Genomic DNA, 23,014 nt, shown 5'->3' with positions numbered 1-23,014 from the left:
TCCCCTTTCCTCCCCCCTCTATGCGCGTAGAAAGAGGCACACCATGGACGTCATCTCCGTCATCCGCACCAAGCGGGACAAGGGCGAGCTGAGCCCCGAGCAGATCGACTGGGTCATCGACGCGTACACCCGCGGTGAGGTCGCCGACGAGCAGATGTCCGCCCTGGCCATGGCCATCCTGCTGAACGGGATGAACCGCGCGGAGATCGCCCGCTGGACCGCCGCGATGATCGCGTCCGGCGAGCGCATGAACTTCGACTCCCTCTCCCGCCCGACCGCCGACAAGCACTCCACCGGCGGCGTCGGTGACAAGATCACCCTCCCGCTCGCCCCGCTCGTCGCCGCCTGCGGCGCGGCCGTGCCGCAGCTCTCCGGCCGAGGCCTCGGCCACACGGGCGGCACGCTCGACAAGCTGGAGTCCATCCCGGGCTGGCGCGCGCTCCTGTCGAACGAGGAGATGCTGCACGTCCTCGACACCACCGGCGCGGTCATCTGCGCGGCGGGCGACGGCCTGGCGCCGGCGGACAAGAAGCTGTACGCGCTCCGCGACGTGACGGGCACGGTCGAGGCGATCCCGCTGATCGCCTCGTCGATCATGTCGAAGAAGATCGCCGAAGGCACCGGCTCGCTCGTCCTGGACGTCAAGGTCGGCACCGGCGCCTTCATGAAGAACATCGAGGACGCGCGCGAGCTGGCGCGGACGATGGTGGGCCTCGGCACGGACAGCGGCGTCAAGACGGTCGCGCTCCTCACCGACATGTCGACCCCGCTCGGCCTCACCGCCGGCAACGCCCTGGAGGTCCGCGAGTCCGTCGAGGTCCTCGCGGGCGGCGGCCCGAAGGACGTCGTCGACCTGACGATCGCCCTGGCGGCCGAGATGTTGGCCGCGGCCGGCATCAAGGACGCCGACCCGGCGAAGGCCCTCGCGGACGGCTCGGCGATGGACGTCTGGCGCCGGATGATCGCGGCCCAGGGCGGCGACCCGGACGCGACGCTCCCGGTGGCCCGCGAGCAGCACGTCGTCACGGCCCCGTCCACGGGCGTCCTGACCCGCCTCGACGCGTACGACATCGGCATCGCCGCCTGGCGCCTGGGCGCGGGCCGCGCCCGCAAGGAGGACCCGGTGCAGGCGGGCGCGGGCGTCGAGCTCCACGCGAAGCCGGGCGACACGGTGACGGCGGGCCAGCCCCTGCTGACCCTCCACACGGACACCCCGGAGAAGTTCGACTACGCGCTGAAGTCCCTGGGGTCGGCCTGGGACATCGCGGAGCCGGGCACGGAGTTCACGGCGAACCCGATCGTGCTGGACCGCATCGCCTGACGCGGCATATTCCTCTGACACCTTCGGGTGAACGGGATCGGTGGACCCCCACCGGTCCCGTTCGGCATGCTGGGATCGGTGACGACCGATTGAGGAGCACACCATGAGCGCACTCGCCGCCGAGCCCCAGCCCGACCAGGGCAACGGCTGGGACGACCTGGTCCGTCGCTGGGAGTCGATGGACTGGCCGGAGGGCTGCAAGGTGGAGATCATCGAGGGGATCATCACCGTGGCACCGTCGCCCACTGTCCGACACAACCTCACGGCGTCAAAGGTGCACCGGCGCTTGTATTCCGTGATTCCGGACGATTGGGAGGTCTTTCAGACCCAGTCCCTCGCCGTCCGTGCGCGCTCGGGCATGTTCATCCCGGACCTTGTGGTCGTCTCGGAGGATGTTCTCGATGAACCCGGCAGTTACATCCCGGCTGAGGTCGCCCTGCTGGTCGCCGAGGTCACCTCGCCCTCGAACGCGAATCACGACCGCATCACGAAGGCGGCCGCGTACGCGCGAGCGGGAGTCCCTCTGTATCTGCTGATCGACGCGTTCGCCCCCGGCGGCCCCACCGTCACCCTTTACGGCGAGCCCAAGGGCGACGTCTACCGAGTCCTGAGCGCCGTCCCGTTCGGCGAGAAGATCCACCTCCCCGCCCCCTTCGACCTCGCCCTCGACACCGCCGAGTTCCCCGTCAGCTGAGAGGCGTCTTCAGCAGCCCCGGCAGCTCCCGCATGTCGTCGAAGACGACCGTCAGCTCGCCCATCAGGCGGTCCGCGCGCGTGAGACCCCCGCAGTAGCCGTACGCCCGCATTCCCGCCGCGCGCGCCGCCTCGACGCCGTACGGGCTGTCCTCGACGACCGCGCAGCGCTCCGGCGGGACGCCCATCGTGGCGGCGGCGTGCAGGAAGAGATCCGGGGCGGGCTTGGCGCGGGTGACGTCGTGCGCGCTGAAGATCCGGCCCTCGAAGCGGTCGAGCAGCCCGGTCCGGCCGAGGTTCTTGCGGATGGAGGCGTGGCTGCCGTTGGAGGCGAGGCAGTACGGGACGGACAGCCCGTCCAGGACGTCCGTGACGCCCTCCACGGCCGTCAGCTCCGCGTCCAGCGCGTCCTCGTACCGCTGCCGGAACGGAGTCTGCCAGCCCGCTTCGAGGGGCCGGCCCCGCCGCTCCTCCACGATCGCGGTGAGCATCTCGTGCGAGGAGCCGACGAAGTGCTCGGCCATCTCCGCCTCGGTGAACTCCGCCCCGAGCGAGGCGAACACCTCCCGGTCCACCCGGCAGTAGATGCGCTCGCTGTCCACCAGGACACCGTCACAGTCGAAGATCACCAGTTCGACAGGCTCGTGAGTCATGATCGGGAGCGTAGCGGGCGGGGCCGCGATGACTTCTCGGCCCGGGAACGGTCTCCCCGGTGTGGACACCAGTCAGCCCCTCGTCATCACCCTGCCCGCCCACCCCACCCGGGAGGACCTGGCCCGGCTCTGCGACGAGCTCGCCGCCGCCCCGCCGCGCGAGGTCGTCTGCGAGATCAGCGCCCTCGCGAGCGCCGATCTCGCCGCCGTCGACGCCCTCGCCCGGCTGAAGCTCGCCGCCCGGCGGGGCGGGCACCGGATCCGCTTCGAGGGAGCGAAGCCCGGGCTGCGGGCCCTGCTCGTTCTCAGCGGACTGGAGGGGACCCTAGGCCTCTAGCCGCGCCGGCAGGTCGAACAGCGGGAACCAGCGGTCGGTGTCCAGGAAGAAGTCCATCCCGCCGACCTTGCCGTCCCGCAGCTCCAGGACGATCAGCGCCCACGGGCTGAAGCCGCCCTCCGGGTCCGGGTGGTACTGGGCGAAGGCGGGGGAGCCGTTCGCCACGGTCGGCACCAGCTTCGAGCCGGCGCAGACCTCGCCGACGCCCAGCATCCAGCCGACGATGTCGTCGTGGCCCTGGAGCCACAGGTCGTACGGCGGCATGGACATCGTCGCGTCCTCGTGGAGGAGCGCCGTCAGCGCCTTCATGTCGTAGCCCTCGAAGGCGGCGACGTAGCGCTCCAGGAGCGCCTTCTGCTCCTCGTCCAGCGGGTCCGCCGCGTCGGAGGCGGCGGGGGACTGCTCGGCGAGGGTCGCGCGGGCCCGCTGGAGGGCGCTGTTCACCGAGGCGACCGTGGTGTCGAGCAGCTCGGCGACCTCGCTCGCCTTCCACGCGAGGACCTCGCGCAGGATCAGCACGGCCCGCTGCTTCGGCGGCAGGTGCTGGAGCGCGGCCACGAACGCGAGCCGGACCGACTCCCGGGAGAGCGCCGTCTCCGCCGGGTCGCCCGCCGAGGGCATCACCCGCCCGTCCGGGATCGGCTCCAGCCAGGTGATCTCCGGCTGCTTCACGAGCTGCGCCTGCGCCACCGGCGTCGGGCCGGTCAGGTCCATCGGCCGGGCCCGCCTGTTGCCCGCGTTCAGCGCGTCCAGGCAGACGTTGGTGGCGATCCGGTACAGCCAGGACCGCAGCGAGGCGCGGCCCTCGAAGGAGTCGATGGCCTTCCAGGCGCGGACCATCGTGTCCTGCACCGCGTCCTCCGCCTCGAAGGATGATCCGAGCATCCGGTAGCAGTAACCGGTCAGCTCCCTGCGGTACTTGTCGAGTTCGTCGGTCGTCGCGGTCGCGGCGTCGCTCATCGGGTCCACACCCCACTCACCCCTCACCGGCACCCGTTCGGTGCCGGTGGGAGCGAAGCTACCGCAGCCGACTGACAGCCGGGGTCACGTTCCCGGCTTGCGTCCGTAGACGAAGACGTCGTCGCCGTTCCTGAGCAGGTTCCAGTACGCCTTCGCGTCCGCCGGCCGCATGTTGACGCAGCCGCCGGAACCCGGCGGGTTCCACATGGACTTGGTGGTCGAGTGGAACGCCTGGCCGCCGTCGAAGAACTGCGCGTACGGCATGGAGACGTGGTAGAGCGTCGACCAGTGGTTGATGTTCCGCCAGTAGATCTTCTTGGAGCCGGTACGGGTCTCCGTGCCGTCCTTGCCCGTGCGGACCGGCACCGGCCCGTACTTGAGGCGCGCGCCGTCCTGGATCCAGCTCAGCTGGCGGGTCAGGTCGACGCAGGCGATCCGGCCCCGGTTGGTCGGGCAGGCGCCCGAGCGGTTGGGGTTGGTGCCCGCGGCCCGCTGCTGGAGCATCGTGTTCATGGTCCGCCAGGTGACCGGCCCGGCGTACCCCATGGTCGGGGTGATGCCGTGCTTGGCCTGGAAGGCCTGGATGGCCTGACAGTCGCCGAGCGACTGGCGCCCGTCGACCGTCCGCCCGAGGAACTTCTCCACCTGCTTCTGGTACGGCCCCGTCGTCACGTTGCAGGACGCGGCCTGCGCCGGGGCCGTACCGAGCGCGATCGTCATCGGCACCACGAGCGACGTGATCCCGGCGGCGATGCCCGCCCTTCCGGCTATGTGCCGTGCGATTCTTTTCATGATCGTCAACTCCCCCTCGAGTCCCTGTGCTTGAGGACGTAAGGGGGAGTCTGGCGGTTGCGGGGCGGGAGCGGGAGACCTCCTACGCCGCCGCCGGGTGCAGCCGTCGCGCCTCGACGCGCGCGCTGTGCGAGCCGTACAGCGTGACCGAGACGACCCCGAGGACCGCGACCAGGCCGATCAGGACCGTGCCCGCCCAGCCGCCCGCGTGGAAGGCGACCGCGCCGAGCGTGCCGCCCGCGCTGCTGCCCAGGTAGTACGCCGACTGGTACAGCGCCGAGGCCTGCGCGCGGCCCGTCTTCGCCGTGCGGCTCACCGAGGAGGAGGCGACCGCGTGGCCCGCGAAGAAACCGGCCGTGATCAGGACCAGGCCCACGAGGACCAGGGCGAGGGAGTCCGACAGCGAGAACAGCAGGCCCGCCGCCGTCGTCGAGACCGCGAGGTACAGCGCGCCCCGCCGGCCCATCCGGCCGACCAGCCTGCCGGCCGCAGCCGAGGAGACCGTGCCGACCAGGTAGATCAGGAAGATCGAGCCGATCACGCCCTGCGGCAGCGAGAACGGCGCCTCCACCAGGCGGTAGCCGATCACCGTGTACACGGCGCCGAAGACCGTCATGAACAGCGCGCCGATCACGTACAGACGCATCAGGAGCGGGTCGGCGAGGTGGCCCCGGACCGTCCGGGCCAGCGCCTTCGGGTTCAGCGTGCCGGGGGTGAAGTGCCGGGCCTTCGGGAGCAGCGCCCGGAACGCCAGCGCGCACACCAGGGAGGTCAGACCGACGGCGGCCAGACCCGCGCGCCAGCCCCACAGCTGCGAGACCCAGCCGGTCACGAGCCGCCCGCTCATGCCGCCGATCGAGTTGCCCGCCACGAACAGGCCGATCGCGGCGACGAGAGCCCGGGGCCGCACCTCCTCGGCGAGGTACGCCATCGCGGAGGCCGGGAGGCCCGCGAGCGCCGCGCCCTGGACCGCGCGGAGCGCGATCAGGGACTCCAGGTTCGGGGCGAGCGGCACCAGGAGCGCCACCGCGACCGCGACCGAGAGGGAGGCCGTCATCATCGCGCGCCGCCCGAAGCGCTCCGAGAGGGCGCTGAGCGGCAGGACGCAGAGGGCGAGGGCGCCGGTCGCGGCGGAGACCGTCCACGAGGCGGCGGAGGCGGTGGCGCCGAACTCGGCCGAGATGGCCGGGAGGAGGGCCTGCGTGGAGTAGAGGAGGGCGAAGGTGGCCAGGCCGGCGGCGAAGAGCGCGAGGCTCATCCGGCGGTATCCGGGGGCACCGGGGGAGAGGCGGGTGTCGGCGGACGCGGTGGTGGCGGCCGCCTTGGTACTGGCGGAAGGCATGTCACGAACGTAGGACGGTCCGCTTCATGCGTCCAATGCACGGAACTGCTGTAATCGTTCCCATGGTGCATGAATACAGGTCACAGCCTCGCCTGTCACCGAACAGTAACGAAGAAGACATGGGACTGCTGCTCGCGCCGCGGCTCGCGTACTTCGCCGCGGTCGCCCGGCACGAGCACGTGACCCGCGCCGCGGCCGAGATGGGCGTGCCACAGTCGACGCTCTCGCGGGCCATGGCCCGGCTCGAACAGGACCTGGGCGTCACCCTCTTCGCCCGGCGCGGCCGCACGGTCTCCCTCACCCCGGCGGGCCGCCGCTTCCTCACCGCCGCCGACCGGGCCCTCGCCGAGGTGGAGCGCGCCGCCGACACCGTACGGGCCGACGCCGACCCGACGGCGGGCCGGGTCGCCTTCGGTTTCCTCCACACGATGGGCTCCGAGACCGTCCCGGGTCTCATCCGCGCGTTCCGCGTCGACCACCCGCGGATCCGCTTCACCCTCGTCCAGAACTACGGCGAGGCCATGATCGAACGGCTGCGGGCCGGCGACCTCGACCTCTGCCTGACCTCGCCGGTGCCGGACGCCCCCGATCTGGTGGCCCGGCGCCTCGACGAGCAGCGGCTGCGGCTCGTCGTCCCCGACGACCACCGGCTCGCCGGCCGCAAGCGGGTCCGGCTCGCCGAGGCCGCGGACGAGACCTTCGTGACCCTGGAGCCGGGGTACGGGCTCCGCCGCATCACCGACGACCTGTGCGCGGAGGCGGGCTTCAAACCCCGGGTCGCGTTCGAGGGCGAGGAGGCCGAGACCCTGCGCGGGCTCGTCGCCGCCGGGCTCGGGGTCGCCCTGCTGCCCCCGCCCGCCGTCCCCCGTCCCGGCGTCGTCGAACTCACCGTCACCGCGCCGCGCGCGGTCCGCGAGATCGGCGTGGCCTGGCTCGACGGCCACCCGGACACGGCCCCGGTGGCGGCCTTCAAGAAGTTCCTGCTCGGCAGGCGCGGCCACCTGCTGCCGAAGGAGCCGCTGGAGCCGTCACCTCCGGCGTGAGCCCCCGCGTGAACTTCCGAAGCCCGCCGCCAGCGGCATGCGCAGGCCCAGCGGCGGCGGGGCCGCCATCGCGTCGGCCACCGGGCGGGCGACCGGCCGGGAGAAGAGGGCGCCGAGCACGAAGTCCGCGGCGAGGGCCCGGACCTCGGCCGCGTACTGGCGCAGCGCGTGGCCGTCCGAGTGGACCTCGAAGCGGCAGGTGTCCCGGTTCGCCTTCTTCGCCCGCTCGGCGAACCGGAACGACAGCTCCGGGTCCGTCCGCGCGTCGTTCGTGCCGTGCGCGAGCAGCACCCTGCGCCCCACCAGCTGCCGCACCGGCTCCGGCTCGGCCGCCACGTCGTCCTCGGGCATCCACGGGGCGAGCGCGAGCACCGCGCAGACCGCCGGATGCCCGGCCGCCCGCAGCGCCGCCCGCGCCCCCATCCCGTGGCCGACGAGGCAGACCGGGACGTCGCCGTAGAGCCGTACCGCCTCCGCGACCGCCCAGGAGGCGTCCGCCACGAGGTCGGCGTCCGAGCCGTTCCAGCCGCGCGCCCGGTAGCGGACCACGTGCGCGACGAGCCCCTCGGACCGGCCCGCCCGGACCAGACCGCGCCCCAGCGGGAGCATCGCGGTGTGCGCCCGCGCGGAGGCCCGCCGGGCCGACACCGGCTCACCGTCCGGCAGGAGCAGCACCACGCCACCCACCGCCGCCGACGTGCGGGAACCTCCAACAGGCCGCCCGAGCCGGGGTCTCCGTGCTGCGGGCGGTGCCACGAGTGCGAAGTGCGCCATGGCAGAACAGTCTCAGAAGCCGAGGTGTACGCCAGCCGTACGCGCGGTCACTGTTACATATCGCAGGCCCCGCGGCTCGAACGGCCCCGCTCAGACCGTCCGTTCGAAGCGGGCCACCGAGCCGACGGCCTCGAAGCCCTTCCGGGCGTACCAGGTGTGCGGCCAGTCGCCCGAGAAGGCGGTGAGGAAGCGGGTCCCGCAGCCCGCGTCGGCGGCCTCGCGCAGCGCCGTGTCCAGGACCTTCCCGGCGTAGCCCTGCTTCAAGTGGGCCTCCACGGTGACCAGGTCCTCGATCTGCGCGATCCCGGTCTCCGGGTTCATGTACAGGTCGACCCACGCGGCCACCTCGCCCTCCGGGGTGTGTGCGGCGAAGAACCGCACGACGTCGGCACCGCGCCGCCGCGCGAGCCGCCGCTCCACCAGGTGGTGGATCTGCTCCGGCGTCGCCCGCGGGGCGAACCGCGGCCAGGAGGCGGCGACCGGTCCGCGCAGCTCGTCGAAGTCGACCTCCCGCGCCCCGCCGTGCTCCGGCACCGGCCCGGTGTGCGCCATGATCAGCGTCGTGGCGTGCCGGAACCCGGCCCGCTCCATGGGTGCCACGCAGGCGGCGGCGACCGACTCGTCGAGGACGTACGAGAAGCGGTACGGGAGATGGCTCTGCGCCTCGTCCGTGTACCCGGCCAGCGCCTCCGGCTCCACGGCCCCGTAGGCGAGCACGTGGTTGTTCCCCCGGGAGTGCCGGTAGGCGTCGTCGAGAACCGCGACGGCGCCGGGGAACTCGACGGTACGGGCCGCCTGGCGGCGGTGGAAGTCGGTCAGGAAGCCGTGGATCCGCGGCAGTTCGGACGTGGGCGTGGTGGAGGTCATGGGCGCAGGCTAGGCGGACCGGCGCCGGGCCGCCACGAGAAATCCGGCGCCACGACAGGTGTTCTACGCGCGTAGGGGCTAGAGTGCGGAAATGACGAGCCAGACCCCCAACGTCCCCACCGCGGACCAGATCCGCCGTGCCCCGAAGGTGCTGCTCCACGACCACCTCGACGGCGGACTGCGCCCCGGCACGATCATCGAACTCGCCCGGGAGCAGGGCTACGAGCAACTCCCCGAGACGGAGCCCGACAAGCTCGGCATCTGGTTCCGCGAAGCCGCCGACTCCGGCTCCCTGGAGCGGTACCTGGAGACCTTCGCGCACACCTGCGCCGTCATGCAGAGCCGGGACGCGCTCTTCCGCGTCGCCGCCGAGTGCGCGGTCGACCTCGCCGAGGACGGCGTCGTGTACGCCGAGGTGCGGTACGCCCCCGAGCAGCACCTGGAGGGCGGGCTCACCCTCGAAGAGGTCGTGGAGGCCGTCAACGAGGGCTTCCGCGAGGGCGAGCGGCGGGCCAGGGCCAACGGCCACCGCATCCGCGTCGGCGCCCTGCTCACCGCGATGCGGCACGCGGCCCGTGCCCTGGAGATCGCCGAACTCGCCAACCGCTACCGCGACTCCGGCGTCGTCGGCTTCGACATCGCGGGCGCCGAGGCCGGCTACCCGCCCACCCGCCACCTCGACGCCTTCGAGTACCTCAAGCGGGAGAACAACCACTTCACGATCCACGCCGGCGAGGCCTTCGGGCTGCCCTCCATCTGGCAGGCGCTCCAGTGGTGCGGCGCCGACCGGCTCGGCCACGGCGTCCGGATCATCGACGACATCGAGGTCGCCGACGACGGCTCCGTCCGCCTCGGCCGCCTCGCCGCCTACGTCCGCGACAAGCGCATCCCGCTGGAGATGTGCCCCTCCTCCAACCTCCAGACCGGCGCCGCCGCCTCCTTCGCCGAGCACCCCATCGGCCTGCTCCGCACGCTCCACTTCCGGGCCACGGTCAACACCGACAACCGGCTGATGAGCGGGACGAGCATGAGCCGGGAATTCGAGCTGCTGATCGATGCATTCGACTACACGCTCGATGACATGCAGTGGTTCACGGTCAATGCGATGAAATCAGCGTTCATTCCTTTCGATGAACGACTCGCCATGATCAATGAGGTGATCAAGCCCGGATACGCCGAGCTCAAGTCCGAATGGCTGTTCAAGCAGACGGCCACGACCAGCGAGTCTTCCCGTACGGCGGGCTGAGAAGCCCCTCGCGAAGAGAACGGAAGCGGCCGGGGTGGCGCGACACCCGGCCGCTTTCCGGTGTTTGCGGAGGCGACGTTCGCTGGTTAGGTTGCAGAGCCGCTCTCGATTCCCAGGATTTCCCCTCCCGGCTTTTCTCCGAAGCCCCCGGATTCCCCAAGGAAGATTTTCAGATGAAGCAGTCTGCCGCCAAGAAGCTCGGTGTCGCCGCTCTCGGTGCCGCTTTCGCCGCTGCCGCCGCCGGCACGGCCTCCGCAGCGCCGTCCCTGCCGCTCGACGCCGACGCGCTGGGCACGGTGACCAAGGCCGTCCCGCTCGGTGACGGCCTCACCACGCTCCCCGACGGCGCCGCGGAGTCCCTCGGAGCCGGCCAGGGCGCCCTCGGCCAGGGCGTCGACCAGGGCGTGAAGACCCTGCCGGCCGCCGCCGGCCAGGCCACCCAGAACCTCCCGCTCGGCGCCGCCGCCGGCGGCCTCGGCGCCACCCCGCTCGGCGGCCTCCTCGGCGGGCTCCCGCTGGGCGCCGGCGGTCTGCCGATCGGCTGACACCTCCGTACACGCCGAAGGGGCGCGCATCCGGAACCCCGGATCCGCGCCCCTTCGGCGTACGTGTCCGCCGGCTACCAGGCCGAGGTCGCGGTCTTCTCCGCCGGCAGGAATATCCACAGGCCCAGGTAGATCAGGAACTGCGGGCCCGGCAGCAGGCACGAGGCCAGGAAGATCAGACGCATCGTCGTCGCGGAGGTGCCGAAGCGCCGGGCCAGCGCCGCGCACACTCCGCCGAGCACGCGTCCGTCACGGGGGCGGGTCAGTGCGGCCATGGTGGGCTCCTTCGGAGTCGTTTCCGAGAGCCGCTCCTCCGGGCTCCCGATGACTCCATCCTGCCGCCGCGAAGGGGACGAAGCGTCCGTCTACGGGGCGATCGGGACCCTGGAAATCGTCGGGGTCGCACCCTGAGGGGCGCCGGTGCGGCGCAGCCGGGACCGGGCGGCCGGCACCACCAGCAGATGCGCGAGCGCGACCCCCGCCGTGTTCAGGAGGACCGAGTCCACGTCCACGACCTGGCCCGGCACCGCGGTCTGCAGCAGCTCGATCGCCAGCGACACGAGCGCGCCGGCGGCGGTCGTACGGGCCAGGGAGGCCCAGCCGGAGACGTGGAGCCGGCCGTCGGCCATCGGGAGCAGCACCCCGAGCGGGGCCAGGAGCAGCAGTCCCTCGCCGATCAGCCGGGCCGCCTCGGCCCCGCCGAGCGCGAGCACGGTCCGCAGGCCGTGCAGCGGGATCGTGTTCGGCGCGGTCACCCAGGCGACGTCCCGTGGGCGCAGGCTGACCCAGGCGACGAGCAGCAGATGCGCGAGGAGGAGGACGAACCCCGCCACGCGGACGACCACGGCGGCACTGCCGCCCGAACCTTGACGCTGCACGCCCCCCAAGACGCGACGAGCAGCGGAATCGGTTCCGCGCCATCCGTTGCGGGCCTGCGCCCCGCCGGGGTCAGGGCGCCGACGGGGTCGGGACCGGGGCCGTCGGCGGGGCCGAGGAGGGGCGTTCGCGGAGTTCCGGCGTGCAGCGGTAGCGCTTCGGCGCGTAGGCGCCCGGGCCGCCGAGCAGGGCCGTGTGGCCGCCCGCCCCCGCCGAGCTCTCCGCGAACGTGCAGACCAGCTGCGACAGGGCCGTCGGGGCCAGGTCCTCCGGCTGGCGGTTCAGCCGCAGCGTGCCCGAAGGGTCGCCCGGGTGGCCGCCGCCGACCGTCAGCGGCCCGCGGACCTCGGTCGTGAAGCCGGCCTGCCGTTCGTCCTCCGACGGTGCGGCGAGCAGCTGCGCGAGCAGCCTCCCCGCCGTCCGTACCGGATCGCCGCCCGCCTTCTCCTCCGGCTGCGGAGACCGCCGGTCCACCGCCTCCAGCTGGGAGCCGCAGACCAGGAACACCCGGACCGGCACGCCCTGCGCCGTCGACGCCGTACCGTCCTCGGTCACGCTGCACGGGACCCGGGACGGGGCCGCGCCCGCGTCCACCGGGACCGATGTCGTCCGGATCCCGCAGCCGGCGACCAGCGCGGTCAGCGCGGCCACCAGAATCAGAGAGCGGTGCCTCACGCTTCCTCCACCTCGCCCTGGCTGCTGCGGGTCTGCACCTCGCGGGTGATGCCCGACGCGTCGAGCGGCAGTCGCAGGACGAACACCGCGCCGTCGACCTTTCCGTCCTCGCCGACCGAGTTCGACGCGGTGATCGAGCCGCCGTGGATCAGTGCGTTCTCCATGGCGATCGACAGACCGAGCCCGCTGCCCTCGGACCGCGGTCGGGACGCGCTCGCCTTGTAGAAGCGGTCGAAGACGTGCGGCAGTACTTCCTCGGGGATGCCGGGCCCGTGGTCGCGGACCGCGATGACCAGCTCGTCGTCGTCCGTGCGCACCGAGACCCGGACCGGCGAGCCGCCGTGCTTGAGCGCGTTCCCGATCAGGTTCGCGAGGATCACGTCCAGGCGCCGCGGGTCGAGCGGCGCCACGATCCCGCGCTCCGCGTCGAGATCCACCGCGTCCAGCCAGGCCCGCGCGTCGATGCACGCGGTGATCTGGTCCGCGATGTCCACGTCGTCGAGGACGAGCCGAGCGGTGCCCGCGTCGAAGCGGGTCACCTCCATCAGGTTCTCCACCAGGTCGTTGAGGCGCCGGGTCTCGCTCACCACGAGGGCCACCGCGGGGGCGATCATCGGGTCCAGTGAGTCCTGCTCGTCCTCCAGGACCTCCGTGACGGCGGTCAGCGCGGTCAGCGGGGTCCGCAGCTCGTGCGACATGTCGGCGACGAAGCGCCGCGAGGACTCCTCCCGGGCGCTCATGTCCGCGACCTTCTTCTGCAGCGACTCGGCCGCACTGTTGAACGTGCGGGACAGATCGGCGAGTTCGTCGGCGCCGGAGACCCGGAGGCGGGTGTCGAGCTTGCCCTCGCCGAGCTGCCGGGCCGCCTCGCCGAGCCGGTGCACCGGGCGAAGGACGGTCGTCGCGGCGACCTGCGCGAGCAGCACCGAGCCGGCCACGGCGAGCGCGGTGGCGATGCCCAGCGACCAGGCGAGCGAGTTCAGGTCGGCCTTCTCCGCGGCCAGCGACTTGAACATGTACCCGGCGGGCCCGCCGCCGTCGATCCGCGTCCCGCCGACCAGGTACGGCGTCCCGTTCCGCTCCGTACGCTGCCAGAACAGGTGGTACGGGTACGGATTGGCGTCCGTCACCGCCCGCTTCGTGTCCACGGCCTCCTGCAGCGAGCGCGGTACGTCGGCGAGCGTGAAGTCGTCCGGGTCCGAGGCGCCCACGATCGGCTTGCCCGCGTCCCGCTCGCCGAGCAGCAGCACCTGGTAGTTCGCGGCGCTGTTCGTCGCCATCTGCTCGGCGGTCCGCCGCAGGTCGTCCTGGGTGGGCCGGAGCGGCAGCGTCGCCGTGCGGTTCTGCATCTCCTGCCGGAAGTCGTTCAGCGCGCTGTCCTGGGTACGGGTCAGCACCGCCTCGCGGTTGAGCCAGTACGCGATGCCGGAGGCGGCGACGGCCGCGGTGAGCGCGACGAGGGCGAAGACGACGACGAGCCGCAGCCGCAGGCTGGAGAACCGCAGCCGCGTGTAGATCCCCTTGCTCACGCAGGAACGTCCAGCCGGTAACCGACGCCACGCACCGTACGGATCAGGGTCGGCGAGGACGGCACGTCCTCCACCTTGGCGCGCAGCCGCTGCACACAGGCGTCGACGAGCCGCGAGTCGCCCAGGTAGTCGTGCTCCCACACGAGCCGCAGCAACTGCTGCCGGGACAGCGCCTGTCCGGGCCGCCGGCTCAGCTCCAGGAGCAGCCGCAGCTCGGTCGGGGTGAGCTGGAGGTCCTCGCCGTTCTTGGTGACCGTCATCGCCGAACGGTCGATCACCAGCGAGCCGTACGTCGCCGAGTCCGTCGCCTCGCGCTCCCCGCGCCGCAGCACGGCCCGGATGCGGGCGTCGAGCACCCGCCCCTGCACCGGCTTCACGACGTAGTCGTCGGCGCCGGACTCGAGGCCGACGACCACGTCGATGTCGTCGCTGCGCGCGGTCAGCAGGATGATCGGCAACTGGTCGGTCCGGCGGATGCGCCGGCAGACCTCGAAACCGTCGATGCCGGGCAGCATGACGTCGAGCACGACCAGGTCCGGCCGCTGCTCACGCAGCAGCTGGAGGCCGTCCTCACCCGTCGCGGCGGTGGCCACCCGGTGACCCTGCCGGGACAGGGAGAGTTCGAGGGCCGTGCGGATGGCGTCGTCGTCCTCGATCAGCAGCAGAAAAGGCACGCCGTCATTCTGGCCCATTGGGCCGTCCGAGTTCGACCGCTCATCGACTCGCTTCTGTTCCGTCCCCTGTGACACGGCTGTGACAGTCGGCGGACAACGCCATGAAGTCCGGCGGGCAAGCTTCTTGGCACACGGACCGAAACACACTCCAACCGACGGGGGGCGCGAGATGAACGCACTGCACAGCACCACCTCAAGCGCAGTTGTCACGCGTCTCCACGACGTCGTGCGGAGCAACGAGAAGTCCGGCGGTGTCACGAACGGACGGGGGTGCGTTCGTACCGTCGGGCGTCAGCGCAAGGCGCCTCACATGGTGGCTGTTGCTGACGGGGGAGCGGCGTACGGGGAGGTCACGGGGGAGCGCACGGGCTGTTCGGAAGCCGAGTTCACGGCTTACGTCCAGGAGCGTCGTGCCTCCCTGTACGCCACCGCCTACCACCTGACCGGTGACCGTTTCGAGGCCGAGGACCTGCTCCAGAGCGCGCTGTTCTCCACGTACCGCGCCTGGGACCGGATCAGCGACAAGGCCGCCGTCGGCGGTTACCTGCGTCGCACCATGACGAACCTGCACATCAGCGCCTGGCGCCGGCGCAAGCTCAACGAGTACCCGACCGAGGAGCTGCCGGAGACGGTCGGCGAGACGGACGCGATGCGGGGTACGGAGCTGCGCGCGGTCCTGTGGCAGGCCCTGGCCCGCCTGCCCGAGCTCCAGCGGACGATGCTGGTGCTGCGCTACTACGAGGGCCGGACCGATCCGGAGATCGCGGAGATCCTGGACATCAGTGTCGGCACGGTGAAGTCGAGCATCTGGCGTTCGCTGCGGCGCATGCGCGAGGACGAGGTGCTGAGCTTCGGCCGTGACGAGGAGGAGTCCTTCGGCGAGCTGGTGGCCTGAAGGTCGGGGGGAACGGCCCGCGGGCGCTCACGGGGGAAACGGGGCGCTCGGGGGAACGGGGGAAACAACCGGGGGAACACGGGGGAACCGTACGGGGGTACGGGGAACACGAAGCGGGTCGTACGAGTCCGGGGGGTCTCGTACGACCCGCTTCGTGCGTGGTCGGTACGGGTGGGTCGGGCCTAGACCGGGGTGCGGTGCCGGCCGGCCGCCGCGGCGGCCAGGCGGCCCAGGGCCTCCGGTCCGGCGCAGGGGTGGGCGCCCAGGGCCGTCTGGCGGGCGACGATCGCGCGTTCCGCGCGCATCAGGCGCCAGCCGCGGCGCAGCAGGAACGGGACGGACTTGCGGCCCTCGCGCAGGTCGCGGACGAGCCGGCGGCGGAACGTCGTCGACGGCCGGCCGCGCAGGCACAGCGCGTCGGCGAGGACGTCGAGGTCACGGCAGCGGGTCACGATCTCGGCCGCGAAGATGCCCTCCGCCACGAAGAGCGGGGTCCGCGCGATGTCGAGCGGCTCGTGGTCCACCCGCGAGCTGGTGGCGATGTCGTACACGGGGACGTCGGTCCGTCCCGTACGGCACAGTTCGACGATCGCGGCGACGGCGGCGTCCGCGTCCCAGGACCGTGGGGAGTCCCAGTCGATGTCCGTGCTGCCGTCGACGAGCGGGAGCGACGGGTCGTCGCCCTCCTTGTAGAAATCGTCGAGGCGCAGGACCGGGAGGCCGGTGACGGCGGCGAGGGACGACTTGCCGGAGCCGGAGGGGCCCGCGAGCAGGACGACCCGGGTCGGGATCGGTTGGGAACTCACGGAACACCAGTGTGAGGCATTCCCCCGTCCAGGGGACCACCGAGGAAGGCCGTTGGTATCGAGCATCACACCTCGACTACTGTCGGTGCCCGCCCGCTCACCCCTTGGAAGGATCTCCATGGCGCGTCACGCACAACCCCGGACCTCCCGCCGCAGCGCCCTGCTGAGGGCCGGTCTCGGCGTCACGGCGGCGGGCGCCGCGGTGCTCGGCGCCGGTGCCGCGGCCCAGGCCGCCGCCCCCGTGCCGCTGCCCGTCGACTCGCTGACCAGGACGGACGCCGGCGCGGCCGGGGCGGGGGCGCTCGACGGCGTCACCCAAGGGGTGGGCCCGCTGACCCGGCTTCAGCTCGACCCGCTGGCCAACACGGGCGTCGACCCCCTGGACAACGGCCTCGGCACCCAGGTCGCCGACTTCAAGCCGGTCGGCACGAACCTGGTGACCGACCACGTCACGAAGGGCGGCGCCGTGGCCGATCTGCCGGTGGTCGGTGGTCTGGCGCGGGGGCTGCTGCCGTAGGTCGCCGCAGCGGGATCTCCCGTACGTACCAGGCGGCGGCGAAGGCGAGCGCGGCGAGCACGGCCGTGCCGAGCAGGACCCCGTGGACGCCGCTCGTCACCGCCGCCCGGAAGGCCTCCCGCACCGGCGCGGGAAGGGCGTCCGCCTGCGCCGGCGTCAGACCGGGGTCCGTCCCCGTCAGCCGCGACGTGAACACCGCGCCGAGCGCGGCCACGCCGAGCGAACCGCCGATGGTGCGCACGAGCACGACCGTGCCGCTCGCCGCGCCCATGTCGCGCGGCTCCGCGCTGTACATCGTGATCAGCATCGTCGACTGCATCAGGAAGCCCATGCCGGCGCCGAGGACCACGGTGAGCGCCGAGGCGAGGGCCGTGGGGGTGTCCACGTCGAGCAGCAGCAGGAGGAGCGCGCCCGCGGTCATCAGCGCACCGCCGAGGATGGGGTAGTGCCGGTAGCGGCCGGTGCGGGCGATGAGACGGCCGGTGGCCAGCTGGACGGCGACCATGCCGAGCATCAGCGGAAGCAGCAGCAGACCGCCGGCCGTGGACGACCGGCCGCGGACGAACTGCAGGTACTGCGGCAGGTAGTTCATGGCGGCGAGCATGCCCGCGCCGACCAGGAAGCTGAGGAACTGGGCGAGGGCGAAGTTGCGGCTGCGGAAGAGCCGGGGCGGGATGACGGGCTCCTCCGCGCGCCGCTCGACCAGGACGAAGGCGGCGAGGGAGGCCGCACCGGCCGCGCCGAGGGCGAGGACCGCCGGTGACGTCCAAGAACGCGTCCGTCCGCCCCAGGTGGCGAGCAGGGTGAGGGCGAGGATCCCGGTGGTGAGCAGGAGGGCGCCCGCCCAGTCGATCCGGGCGCGGACGCGTGGGGTGCGGATCGTCATGCCGAGGGAGACGAGCAGCAGGGCGGCGAGGCCGACGGGCACGTTGACGTAGAAGGCCCAGCGCCAGTCGGCGTGGTCGGTGAGGAGGCCGCCGATGAGCGGGCCGCCGGCGAAGGCGACCGGCAGCATGGCTCCGGTGACCGCCTGGACCTTGGGGCTGTCCTCGGGGGAGACCAGCGTGCCGATGAGGGCGAAGGCGCCGACCATCAGGCCGCCGGCGCCGACGCCCTGGAGGGCGCGGAAGGCGATGAGCTGGTCCATGGTCTGCGCGAGGCCGGAGAGGACCGATCCGGCGAGGAAGACGGTGACGGCGGCGAGGTAGGCGCCCTTGCGGCCGTACAGGTCGCCGCACTTGCCCCAGAGGGGGGTGGCGACGGCCGCGGTGAGGAGATAGGCGGTGACCACCCAGGACAGCCGGTCGAGGCCGCCGAGTTCGCCCACGATGGTGGGGAGCGCGGTGCCGACGACGGTGCCGTCGAGGGTGCCGAGGACGATGCCGAGCATGAGGCCGGCGATGCCCGGGTAGGGCAGGCGCGCCGTGGCGGGCGGCGAGGCGGTGGTTCCGGTCGTGGCGGTGGTCGTCATGGTCCGTGCCCGCTCAGGCCGCGTACGGCGTGGTGGCGCGGGCGGTGCGGAGGGCCTCGCCCCACCAGGCGAGCCGGTCGAGCATGGTCGTGGCGGCGGTGTCGGCCGCGGGGTCGACGGCGTTGCCCTCGGCGTCGAACTGGGCCCAGACGCCGGCGAGTCCGACGGAGTCGCGGAGGGTGACGGCGTGCAGTTCGGCGAAGACGCCGCGCAGGTGCTCGACGGCGCGCAGGCCGCCGGAGAAGCCGCCGTAGGAGACGAAGGCGACGGGCTTGGCGTGCCACTCCTTGTGGTGCCAGTCGATCGCGTTCTTCAGGGAGGCCGGGTAGCTGTGGTTGTACTCGGGGGCGATGACGACGAAGGCGTCGGCGGTGGCGAGGCGCGGGGACACGGCGCGCAGGAGGGCCCGGTCGGCCTCGTCGGCGGGGGCCTGGCCGAGGTGCGGGAAGGCCGTGGGCAGCGGGGTCTCGGCGAGGTCGATCAGGTCGGCGGTCATGTCGGGGCGTTCGGTGACGTGGGTGCGTACCCAGTTCGCGACGGTCGGGCCGACGCGGCCCTCCCGGGTGGAGCCCTGGAGCACGGCGACGCGGAGCGGAGCGGACATGGATCCCCCTGAGGAACGGTGGCGTGTGTACGTTGTACGCCGACTGGTGTACAACGTACACGCCGATGTGTACGGCGTCCACAACGCATACGATGTACGCAATCCAAGGGAGGGCGAGAAGTGGCGAAGAAGAACGAGACGGCGGACGGGATCTCGCTGTGGGAGCGGCTCGACCGGCCCGCGAGCACACCCCGCGCGTCCCTCACCCCGCGCCGGATCGCCGCCGTCGCGATCGGGATCGCCGACCGGGAGGGCTTCGGTGCCGTCACCATGCGCCGCATCGCCACCGAGCTCGGCGTCGCGCCCATGGCCGCGTACCGGCACGTCGCCGGCAAGGACGAGCTGTGGGCGCTCATGGTCGACGAGGTCTCGGCGGAGCTGGAGCCCCCGGACGCGACGGAAGGCTGGCGCGAGACCCTGCGGACGCACGCCCACCGCACCCGCGACGGGATGCTGCGCCACCCCTGGCTCACCCAGCTGCCGGTCCCGCTCCTCGCCCTCACCCCGGCCCGGATGGCAGCGGTCGAACGCCAGCTCGCCTCGCTCGACGGTCTCGGCCTCGACGCCGACACGATGATGGCCGCGTTCCGTGCGGTGGCCTCGTACGTGCAGGGGGCCGTGCAGTCGGAGGTCGCCCTCGCCCAGCACATGAAGGAACAGGGTTGGGAGAGCGGCGACGACACCCGGCGGGCCCTCGCCCCCCAGATGACCTACCTGCTCGGGACCGGGCGCTACCCCACGTATCTGCGGTACGTGCAGGGGGCGGCGCGCAAGGACGACGCGGGCTGGCAGTTCGAGACGGGCCTGGAGTGCGTGCTGGACGGGGTCGCCGGGCTGATCGGGCGCGCCGGGGCATGACGGAACGGCCCCCGGGCAGTGCTGCTGCCCGGGGGCCGTTCCGTGCGGCGGCCGTCTAGTACGAGGAGCCGCTCGCGCCCAGCGAACCCGTCGGGTGCCAGACCGTCTTCGTCTCCAGGAACGCGGTCATGCGGTCCGTGCCCGGGGACTCCGCGAAGTCCTCGGTACGGGGGCGCAGGACGCGCTTCAGGTTGTCCGCCGCCGCGATCTCCAGGTCGCGGGCGAGGTCGCCGCCGGTCGCGCCCGTCAGGTCGATCGCGTTGACGTCCTGGTGGGCCGCGAGGTGCGGGCCCATCTCGGAGGCCTTGCCGGAGAGGATGTTGACCACGCCGCCGGGGAGGTCGGAGGTGGCCAGGACCTCGCCCAGGGAGAGGGCGGGGAGCGGGGACTTCTCGCTGGCGATGACGACGGCCGTGTTGCCCGTCGCGATCACCGGGGCGATCACCGAGACCAGGCCGAGGAAGGACGAGTCCTGCGGGGCCACGACCGTCACGACGCCCGTCGGCTCCGGGGTCGACAGGTTGAAGTACGGGCCCGCGACCGGGTTCGCGCCGCCCACGACCTGGGCGATCTTGTCGGTCCAGCCCGCGTACCAGACCCAGCGGTCGATCGCCGCGTCGACGACCGCGGCCGCCTTCGACTTCGACAGGCCCTCCGCGTCCGCGACCTCGCGGACGAACTGGTCCCGGCGGCCCTCCAGCATCTCGGCGACGCGGTAGAGGATCTGGCCGCGGTTGTACGCGGTCGCGCCCGCCCAGCCGCCGAAGGCCTTGCGGGCGGCGACGACCGCGTCACGGGCGTCCTTGCGGGAGGAGAGCGGGGCGTTGGCCAGCCACTTGCCCTTGGAGTCGGTCACCTCGTACACCCGGCCGCTCTCGGAGCGGGGGAACTTGCCCCCGACGTACAGCTTGTAGGTCTTGAAGACACTGAGGCGCGTCGCATCAGACATCGAGGTAGGCCTCCAGACCGTGGCGGCCGCCCTCGCGGCCGAAGCCCGACTCCTTGTAGCCGCCGAAGGGCGAGGTCGGGTCGAACTTGTTGAACGTGTTGGCCCAGACGACACCGGCCCGGAGCTTGTTGGCGACCGCGAGGATGCGGGAGCCCTTCTCCGTCCAGATGCCGGCCGACAGGCCGTACTGGCTGTTGTTGGCCTTCGCGACGGCCTCGTCGGGCGTACGGAACGACAGCACCGAAAGGACGGGGCCGAAGATCTCGTCGCGGGCGATCCGGTGCGCCTGCGTGACGTTCGTGAAGAGCGTCGGGGCGAACCAGTAACCGGCCGACGGGATCTCGCACGAGGCGGTCCAGCGCTCGGCGCCCTCCGCCTCGCCCTCCTCCACGAGGGAGGTGATGCGGGCCAGCTGCTCGGAGGAGTTGATGGCGCCGATGTCGGTGTTCTTGTCGAGCGGGTCGCCGAGGCGGAGCGTCGACAGACGGCGCTTGAGCGAGTCGAGCAGCTCGTCCTGGATCGACTCCTGGACCAGGAGGCGGGAGCCCGCGCAGCAGACCTGGCCCTGGTTGAAGAAGATGCCGTTGACGATGCCCTCGACGGCCTGGTCGATGGGGGCGTCGTCGAAGACGATGTTGGCGCCCTTGCCGCCCAGCTCCAGGGTCACCTTCTTGTCCGTGCCGGCGACCGAGCGCGCGATGGCCTTGCCGACGGCGGTCGAACCGGTGAAGGCGACCTTGTTCACGTCCGGGTGCTCGACCAGGGCCGCGCCCGTGGCGCCGTACCCCGGAAGGATGTTGACGACGCCCTTCGGCAACCCGGCCTGGCGGCAGATGTCCGCGAAGAACAGGGCGGAGAGCGGGGTCGTCTCGGCCGGCTTCAGGACGACCGTGTTGCCGGTCGCGAGCGCCGGGGCGATCTTCCACGCCAGCATGAGCAGCGGGAAGTTCCACGGGATGACCTGGCCGGCCACGCCCAGCGGCTTCGGGTTCGCGCCGAAGCCGGCGTGGTCGAGCTTGTCGGCCCAGCCCGCGTAGTAGAAGAAGTGCGCGGCGACCAGGGGGAGGTCCGCGTCGCGGGTCTCCTTGATCGGCTTGCCGTTGTCCAGGGTCTCCAGGACGGCCAGCTCGCGGCTGCGCTCCTGGATGATCCGGGCGATCCGGAAGAGGTACTTGGCGCGCTCGGAACCGGGCAGCGCCGACCACTTCTCGAAGGCCTTGCGGGCCGCCTTCACCGCGCGGTCGACGTCCTCGGTGCCCGCCTGGGCGACCTCGGCGAGGACCTCCTCGGTGGCGGGGGAGACGGTCTTGAAGACCTTGCCGTCGGCGGCGTCCACGAACTCGCCGTCGATGAACAGGCCGTAGCTCGGCGCGATGTCGACGACCGAGCGCGACTCCGGTGCCGGTGCGTACTCGAATGCAGATGCCATGTTGATCAGTCCACCGTCACGTAATCGGGGCCGGAGTAACGGCCGGTCGCCAGCTTCTGGCGCTGCATCAGCAGGTCGTTGAGCAGGCTGGAAGCGCCGAAGCGGAACCAGTGGTTGTCCAGCCAGTCCTCGCCCACGGTCTCGTTGACGAGCACCAGGAACTTGATCGCTTCCTTGGTGTTGCGGATGCCGCCGGCCGGCTTCACGCCGATCTGCACGCCGGTCTGCGCGCGGAAGTCGCGCACGGCCTCCAGCATGAGGAGGGTGTTCGCCGGGGTGGCGTTGACCGCGACCTTGCCGGTCGAGGTCTTGATGAAGTCCGCGCCGGCCATCATCCCGAGCCAGGAGGCGCGGCGGATGTTGTCGTACGTGGAGAGCTCGCCGGTCTCGAAGATCACCTTGAGGCGGGCGCGGTCGCCGCACTCCGCCTTGATCGCGGCGATCTGCTCGAAGACCTCCATGTACCGGCCGGCGAGGAAGGCGCCACGGTCGATGACCATGTCGATCTCGTCGGCTCCGGCGGCGATGGCGTCGGCGGTGTCGGCCAGCTTCACGGGGAGCGCGGCGCGCCCGGCCGGGAAGGCGGTGGCGACCGAGGCGACCTTGACGCCCGAGCCCGCGACGGCGGCCTTGGCGGTGGCCACCATGTCGGGGTAGACGCAGACGGCGGCCGTCTTCGGGGTCGTGCGGTCGGTCGGATCGGGGTTGACGGCCTTGGCGGCGAGCGCCCGGACCTTGCCCGGGGTGTCCGCGCCTTCGAGCGTCGTCAGGTCGATCATGGAAATGGCCAGGTCGATGGCGTAGGCCTTGGCCGAGGTCTTGATCGAGCGGGTGCCGAGGGACGCGGCGCGCGCCTCCAGGCCGACGGCGTCGACGCCGGGCAGCCCGTGGAGGAAGCGGCGCAGCGCACTGTCGGACGTGGTCACGTCGGCGAAAGCGAGTGCTGCGGATGCAGTGGTGGGCATGGTCACCAGTCGAGCATATCTACGCGCGTAGCGACCTGTACAGGGGAGCCCCTTCGGCGAGCCCGAGGTCACAGGGGGTCCGGCGGCGTGGTGACGGCTGTCACACGGCCGTGACATGGAGCGGACGGCTCCCGAATACAAGATCAATAGATTTTCTTTCAGCAGCCAGCCAGACCTCACCGGACACAGAGAC

The 23,014-nt window shown here is 72.1% G+C and carries 26 protein-coding genes; 9 read left to right on the top strand and 17 right to left on the bottom strand.

Annotated features, from left to right (window positions below; all coding sequences use genetic code 11):
- Positions 1–43: 43 nt before the first annotated feature.
- Positions 44–1,321 carry a thymidine phosphorylase gene (locus tag ACFYX3_RS02500; protein WP_389007311.1) on the top strand — a complete coding sequence of 426 codons (1,278 nt, stop codon included), beginning with the start codon at positions 44–46 and terminating at the stop codon, positions 1,319–1,321.
- A 103-nt stretch (positions 1,322–1,424) separates the two neighbouring features.
- The gene (locus ACFYX3_RS02495) at positions 1,425–2,015 is read left to right on the top strand and encodes a Uma2 family endonuclease (RefSeq protein ID WP_389007309.1); all 591 of its coding nucleotides are present in this window, start codon (positions 1,425–1,427) and stop codon (positions 2,013–2,015) included.
- Here the strand turns inward: ACFYX3_RS02495 and ACFYX3_RS02490 are convergent.
- Positions 2,008–2,667, bottom strand: a complete 660-nt coding sequence (locus ACFYX3_RS02490) for an HAD family hydrolase (protein ID WP_389007307.1) — start codon at positions 2,665–2,667, stop codon at positions 2,008–2,010. The two genes, ACFYX3_RS02495 and ACFYX3_RS02490, sit on opposite strands and share 8 nt — an antisense overlap.
- A 61-nt stretch (positions 2,668–2,728) precedes the next feature.
- Here ACFYX3_RS02490 and ACFYX3_RS02485 point away from each other — a divergent pair, with 61 nt between their 5' ends.
- Complete coding sequence (locus ACFYX3_RS02485; RefSeq protein ID WP_389007305.1) at positions 2,729–3,004, top strand: STAS domain-containing protein; 276 nt, start codon at positions 2,729–2,731, stop codon at positions 3,002–3,004.
- Here ACFYX3_RS02485 and ACFYX3_RS02480 read toward each other — a convergent pair.
- From ACFYX3_RS02480 to ACFYX3_RS02470, 3 genes are all read right to left on the bottom strand, one after another.
- Positions 2,993–3,964 carry a sigma-70 family RNA polymerase sigma factor gene (locus tag ACFYX3_RS02480; RefSeq protein WP_382655298.1) on the bottom strand — a complete coding sequence of 324 codons (972 nt, stop codon included), beginning with the start codon at positions 3,962–3,964 and terminating at the stop codon, positions 2,993–2,995. The genes ACFYX3_RS02485 and ACFYX3_RS02480 overlap by 12 nt on opposite strands.
- Positions 3,965–4,048: 84 nt before the next feature.
- Positions 4,049–4,756 (bottom strand): L,D-transpeptidase family protein, encoded by a 708-nt coding sequence (locus ACFYX3_RS02475; protein ID WP_389007303.1) that lies wholly within the window; start codon positions 4,754–4,756, stop codon positions 4,049–4,051.
- Between the two features lie 82 nt (positions 4,757–4,838).
- The gene (locus ACFYX3_RS02470; RefSeq protein ID WP_382655301.1) at positions 4,839–6,098 is read right to left on the bottom strand and encodes an MFS transporter; all 1,260 of its coding nucleotides are present in this window, start codon (positions 6,096–6,098) and stop codon (positions 4,839–4,841) included.
- 62 nt (positions 6,099–6,160) lie between these two features.
- Between ACFYX3_RS02470 and ACFYX3_RS02465 the strand changes: the two genes are divergently transcribed.
- Positions 6,161–7,141, top strand: a complete 981-nt coding sequence (locus ACFYX3_RS02465; protein WP_389007300.1) for a LysR family transcriptional regulator — start codon at positions 6,161–6,163, stop codon at positions 7,139–7,141.
- On the opposite strand, the gene ACFYX3_RS02460 is transcribed toward ACFYX3_RS02465, so the two are convergent.
- Positions 7,127–7,915 carry an alpha/beta hydrolase gene (locus ACFYX3_RS02460; RefSeq protein WP_376589563.1) on the bottom strand — a complete coding sequence of 263 codons (789 nt, stop codon included), beginning with the start codon at positions 7,913–7,915 and terminating at the stop codon, positions 7,127–7,129. The genes ACFYX3_RS02465 and ACFYX3_RS02460 overlap by 15 nt on opposite strands.
- A gap of 90 nt (positions 7,916–8,005) precedes the next feature.
- A complete protein-coding gene (locus ACFYX3_RS02455; protein ID WP_389007298.1) occupies positions 8,006–8,782 on the bottom strand; it encodes a GNAT family N-acetyltransferase in 777 nt (258 codons plus the stop codon).
- A 91-nt stretch (positions 8,783–8,873) separates the two neighbouring features.
- On the opposite strand from ACFYX3_RS02455, the gene ACFYX3_RS02450 reads away from it, so the two are divergent.
- Positions 8,874–10,028, top strand: a complete 1,155-nt coding sequence (locus ACFYX3_RS02450; RefSeq protein WP_389007296.1) for an adenosine deaminase — start codon at positions 8,874–8,876, stop codon at positions 10,026–10,028.
- Between the two features lie 173 nt (positions 10,029–10,201).
- Positions 10,202–10,573, top strand: coding sequence for a hypothetical protein (locus ACFYX3_RS02445; RefSeq protein ID WP_359507297.1), 372 nt, complete (start codon positions 10,202–10,204; stop codon positions 10,571–10,573).
- 74 nt (positions 10,574–10,647) lie between these two features.
- Here ACFYX3_RS02445 and ACFYX3_RS02440 read toward each other — a convergent pair whose 3' ends face one another.
- From ACFYX3_RS02440 to afsQ1, 5 genes are all read right to left on the bottom strand, one after another.
- Complete coding sequence (locus tag ACFYX3_RS02440) at positions 10,648–10,848, bottom strand: PspC domain-containing protein (RefSeq protein ID WP_359507295.1); 201 nt, start codon at positions 10,846–10,848, stop codon at positions 10,648–10,650.
- 90 nt (positions 10,849–10,938) lie between these two features.
- The gene (locus ACFYX3_RS02435; RefSeq protein WP_359507292.1) at positions 10,939–11,451 is read right to left on the bottom strand and encodes a VanZ family protein; all 513 of its coding nucleotides are present in this window, start codon (positions 11,449–11,451) and stop codon (positions 10,939–10,941) included.
- A gap of 70 nt (positions 11,452–11,521) precedes the next feature.
- A complete protein-coding gene (locus tag ACFYX3_RS02430) occupies positions 11,522–12,124 on the bottom strand; it encodes a hypothetical protein (protein ID WP_376589569.1) in 603 nt (200 codons plus the stop codon).
- A complete protein-coding gene (locus ACFYX3_RS02425; protein WP_389007293.1) occupies positions 12,121–13,653 on the bottom strand; it encodes an ATP-binding protein in 1,533 nt (510 codons plus the stop codon). The genes ACFYX3_RS02430 and ACFYX3_RS02425 overlap by 4 nt, the downstream gene beginning before the upstream one ends.
- A complete protein-coding gene (gene afsQ1 / locus ACFYX3_RS02420; protein WP_181924536.1) occupies positions 13,650–14,327 on the bottom strand; it encodes a two-component system response regulator AfsQ1 in 678 nt (225 codons plus the stop codon). Before afsQ1 ends, ACFYX3_RS02425 begins: the two co-directional genes overlap by 4 nt.
- A gap of 169 nt (positions 14,328–14,496) precedes the next feature.
- Between afsQ1 and ACFYX3_RS02415 the strand changes: the two genes are divergently transcribed.
- Complete coding sequence (locus tag ACFYX3_RS02415) at positions 14,497–15,222, top strand: SigE family RNA polymerase sigma factor (protein ID WP_116159199.1); 726 nt, start codon at positions 14,497–14,499, stop codon at positions 15,220–15,222.
- A gap of 182 nt (positions 15,223–15,404) precedes the next feature.
- Here ACFYX3_RS02415 and ACFYX3_RS02410 read toward each other — a convergent pair whose 3' ends face one another.
- Positions 15,405–16,094, bottom strand: coding sequence for an ATP-binding protein (locus tag ACFYX3_RS02410; RefSeq protein WP_359507281.1), 690 nt, complete (start codon positions 16,092–16,094; stop codon positions 15,405–15,407).
- Between the two features lie 52 nt (positions 16,095–16,146).
- On the opposite strand from ACFYX3_RS02410, the gene ACFYX3_RS02405 reads away from it, so the two are divergent.
- On the top strand, positions 16,147–16,545 hold the full coding sequence (locus ACFYX3_RS02405) for a hypothetical protein (protein ID WP_389007290.1): 399 nt from the start codon (positions 16,147–16,149) through the stop codon (positions 16,543–16,545).
- On the opposite strand, the gene ACFYX3_RS02400 is transcribed toward ACFYX3_RS02405, so the two are convergent.
- The gene (locus tag ACFYX3_RS02400; RefSeq protein WP_389007288.1) at positions 16,478–18,016 is read right to left on the bottom strand and encodes an MDR family MFS transporter; all 1,539 of its coding nucleotides are present in this window, start codon (positions 18,014–18,016) and stop codon (positions 16,478–16,480) included. The genes ACFYX3_RS02405 and ACFYX3_RS02400 overlap by 68 nt on opposite strands.
- 13 nt (positions 18,017–18,029) lie before the next feature.
- On the bottom strand, positions 18,030–18,620 hold the full coding sequence (locus ACFYX3_RS02395; RefSeq protein ID WP_389007286.1) for an NADPH-dependent FMN reductase: 591 nt from the start codon (positions 18,618–18,620) through the stop codon (positions 18,030–18,032).
- Positions 18,621–18,740: 120 nt separating this feature from the next.
- On the opposite strand from ACFYX3_RS02395, the gene ACFYX3_RS02390 reads away from it, so the two are divergent.
- Positions 18,741–19,478, top strand: a complete 738-nt coding sequence (locus tag ACFYX3_RS02390) for a TetR/AcrR family transcriptional regulator (RefSeq protein ID WP_389007284.1) — start codon at positions 18,741–18,743, stop codon at positions 19,476–19,478.
- Between the two features lie 55 nt (positions 19,479–19,533).
- Here ACFYX3_RS02390 and ACFYX3_RS02385 read toward each other — a convergent pair whose 3' ends face one another.
- Genes ACFYX3_RS02385 through deoC form a run of 3 tightly spaced genes read right to left on the bottom strand, consistent with a single transcriptional unit; the run spans position 19,534 to position 22,821 of the window.
- Positions 19,534–20,427 carry an aldehyde dehydrogenase family protein gene (locus ACFYX3_RS02385; RefSeq protein WP_389007282.1) on the bottom strand — a complete coding sequence of 298 codons (894 nt, stop codon included), beginning with the start codon at positions 20,425–20,427 and terminating at the stop codon, positions 19,534–19,536.
- Complete coding sequence (locus ACFYX3_RS02380; protein ID WP_389007280.1) at positions 20,420–21,856, bottom strand: aldehyde dehydrogenase family protein; 1,437 nt, start codon at positions 21,854–21,856, stop codon at positions 20,420–20,422. Before ACFYX3_RS02380 ends, ACFYX3_RS02385 begins: the two co-directional genes overlap by 8 nt.
- Positions 21,857–21,861: 5 nt before the next feature.
- Positions 21,862–22,821 carry a deoxyribose-phosphate aldolase gene (gene deoC, locus ACFYX3_RS02375; protein WP_376589593.1) on the bottom strand — a complete coding sequence of 320 codons (960 nt, stop codon included), beginning with the start codon at positions 22,819–22,821 and terminating at the stop codon, positions 21,862–21,864.
- Positions 22,822–23,014: the final 193 nt, after the last annotated feature.

The sequence above is a fragment of the Streptomyces sp. NPDC002463 genome, assembly GCF_042889835.1.
GTDB lineage: Bacteria > Actinomycetota > Actinomycetes > Streptomycetales > Streptomycetaceae > Streptomyces > Streptomyces nymphaeiformis.
The sequence above is the reverse complement of the archived record's forward strand: the minus strand, read 5'-3'. Positions and strand labels throughout refer to the sequence as shown.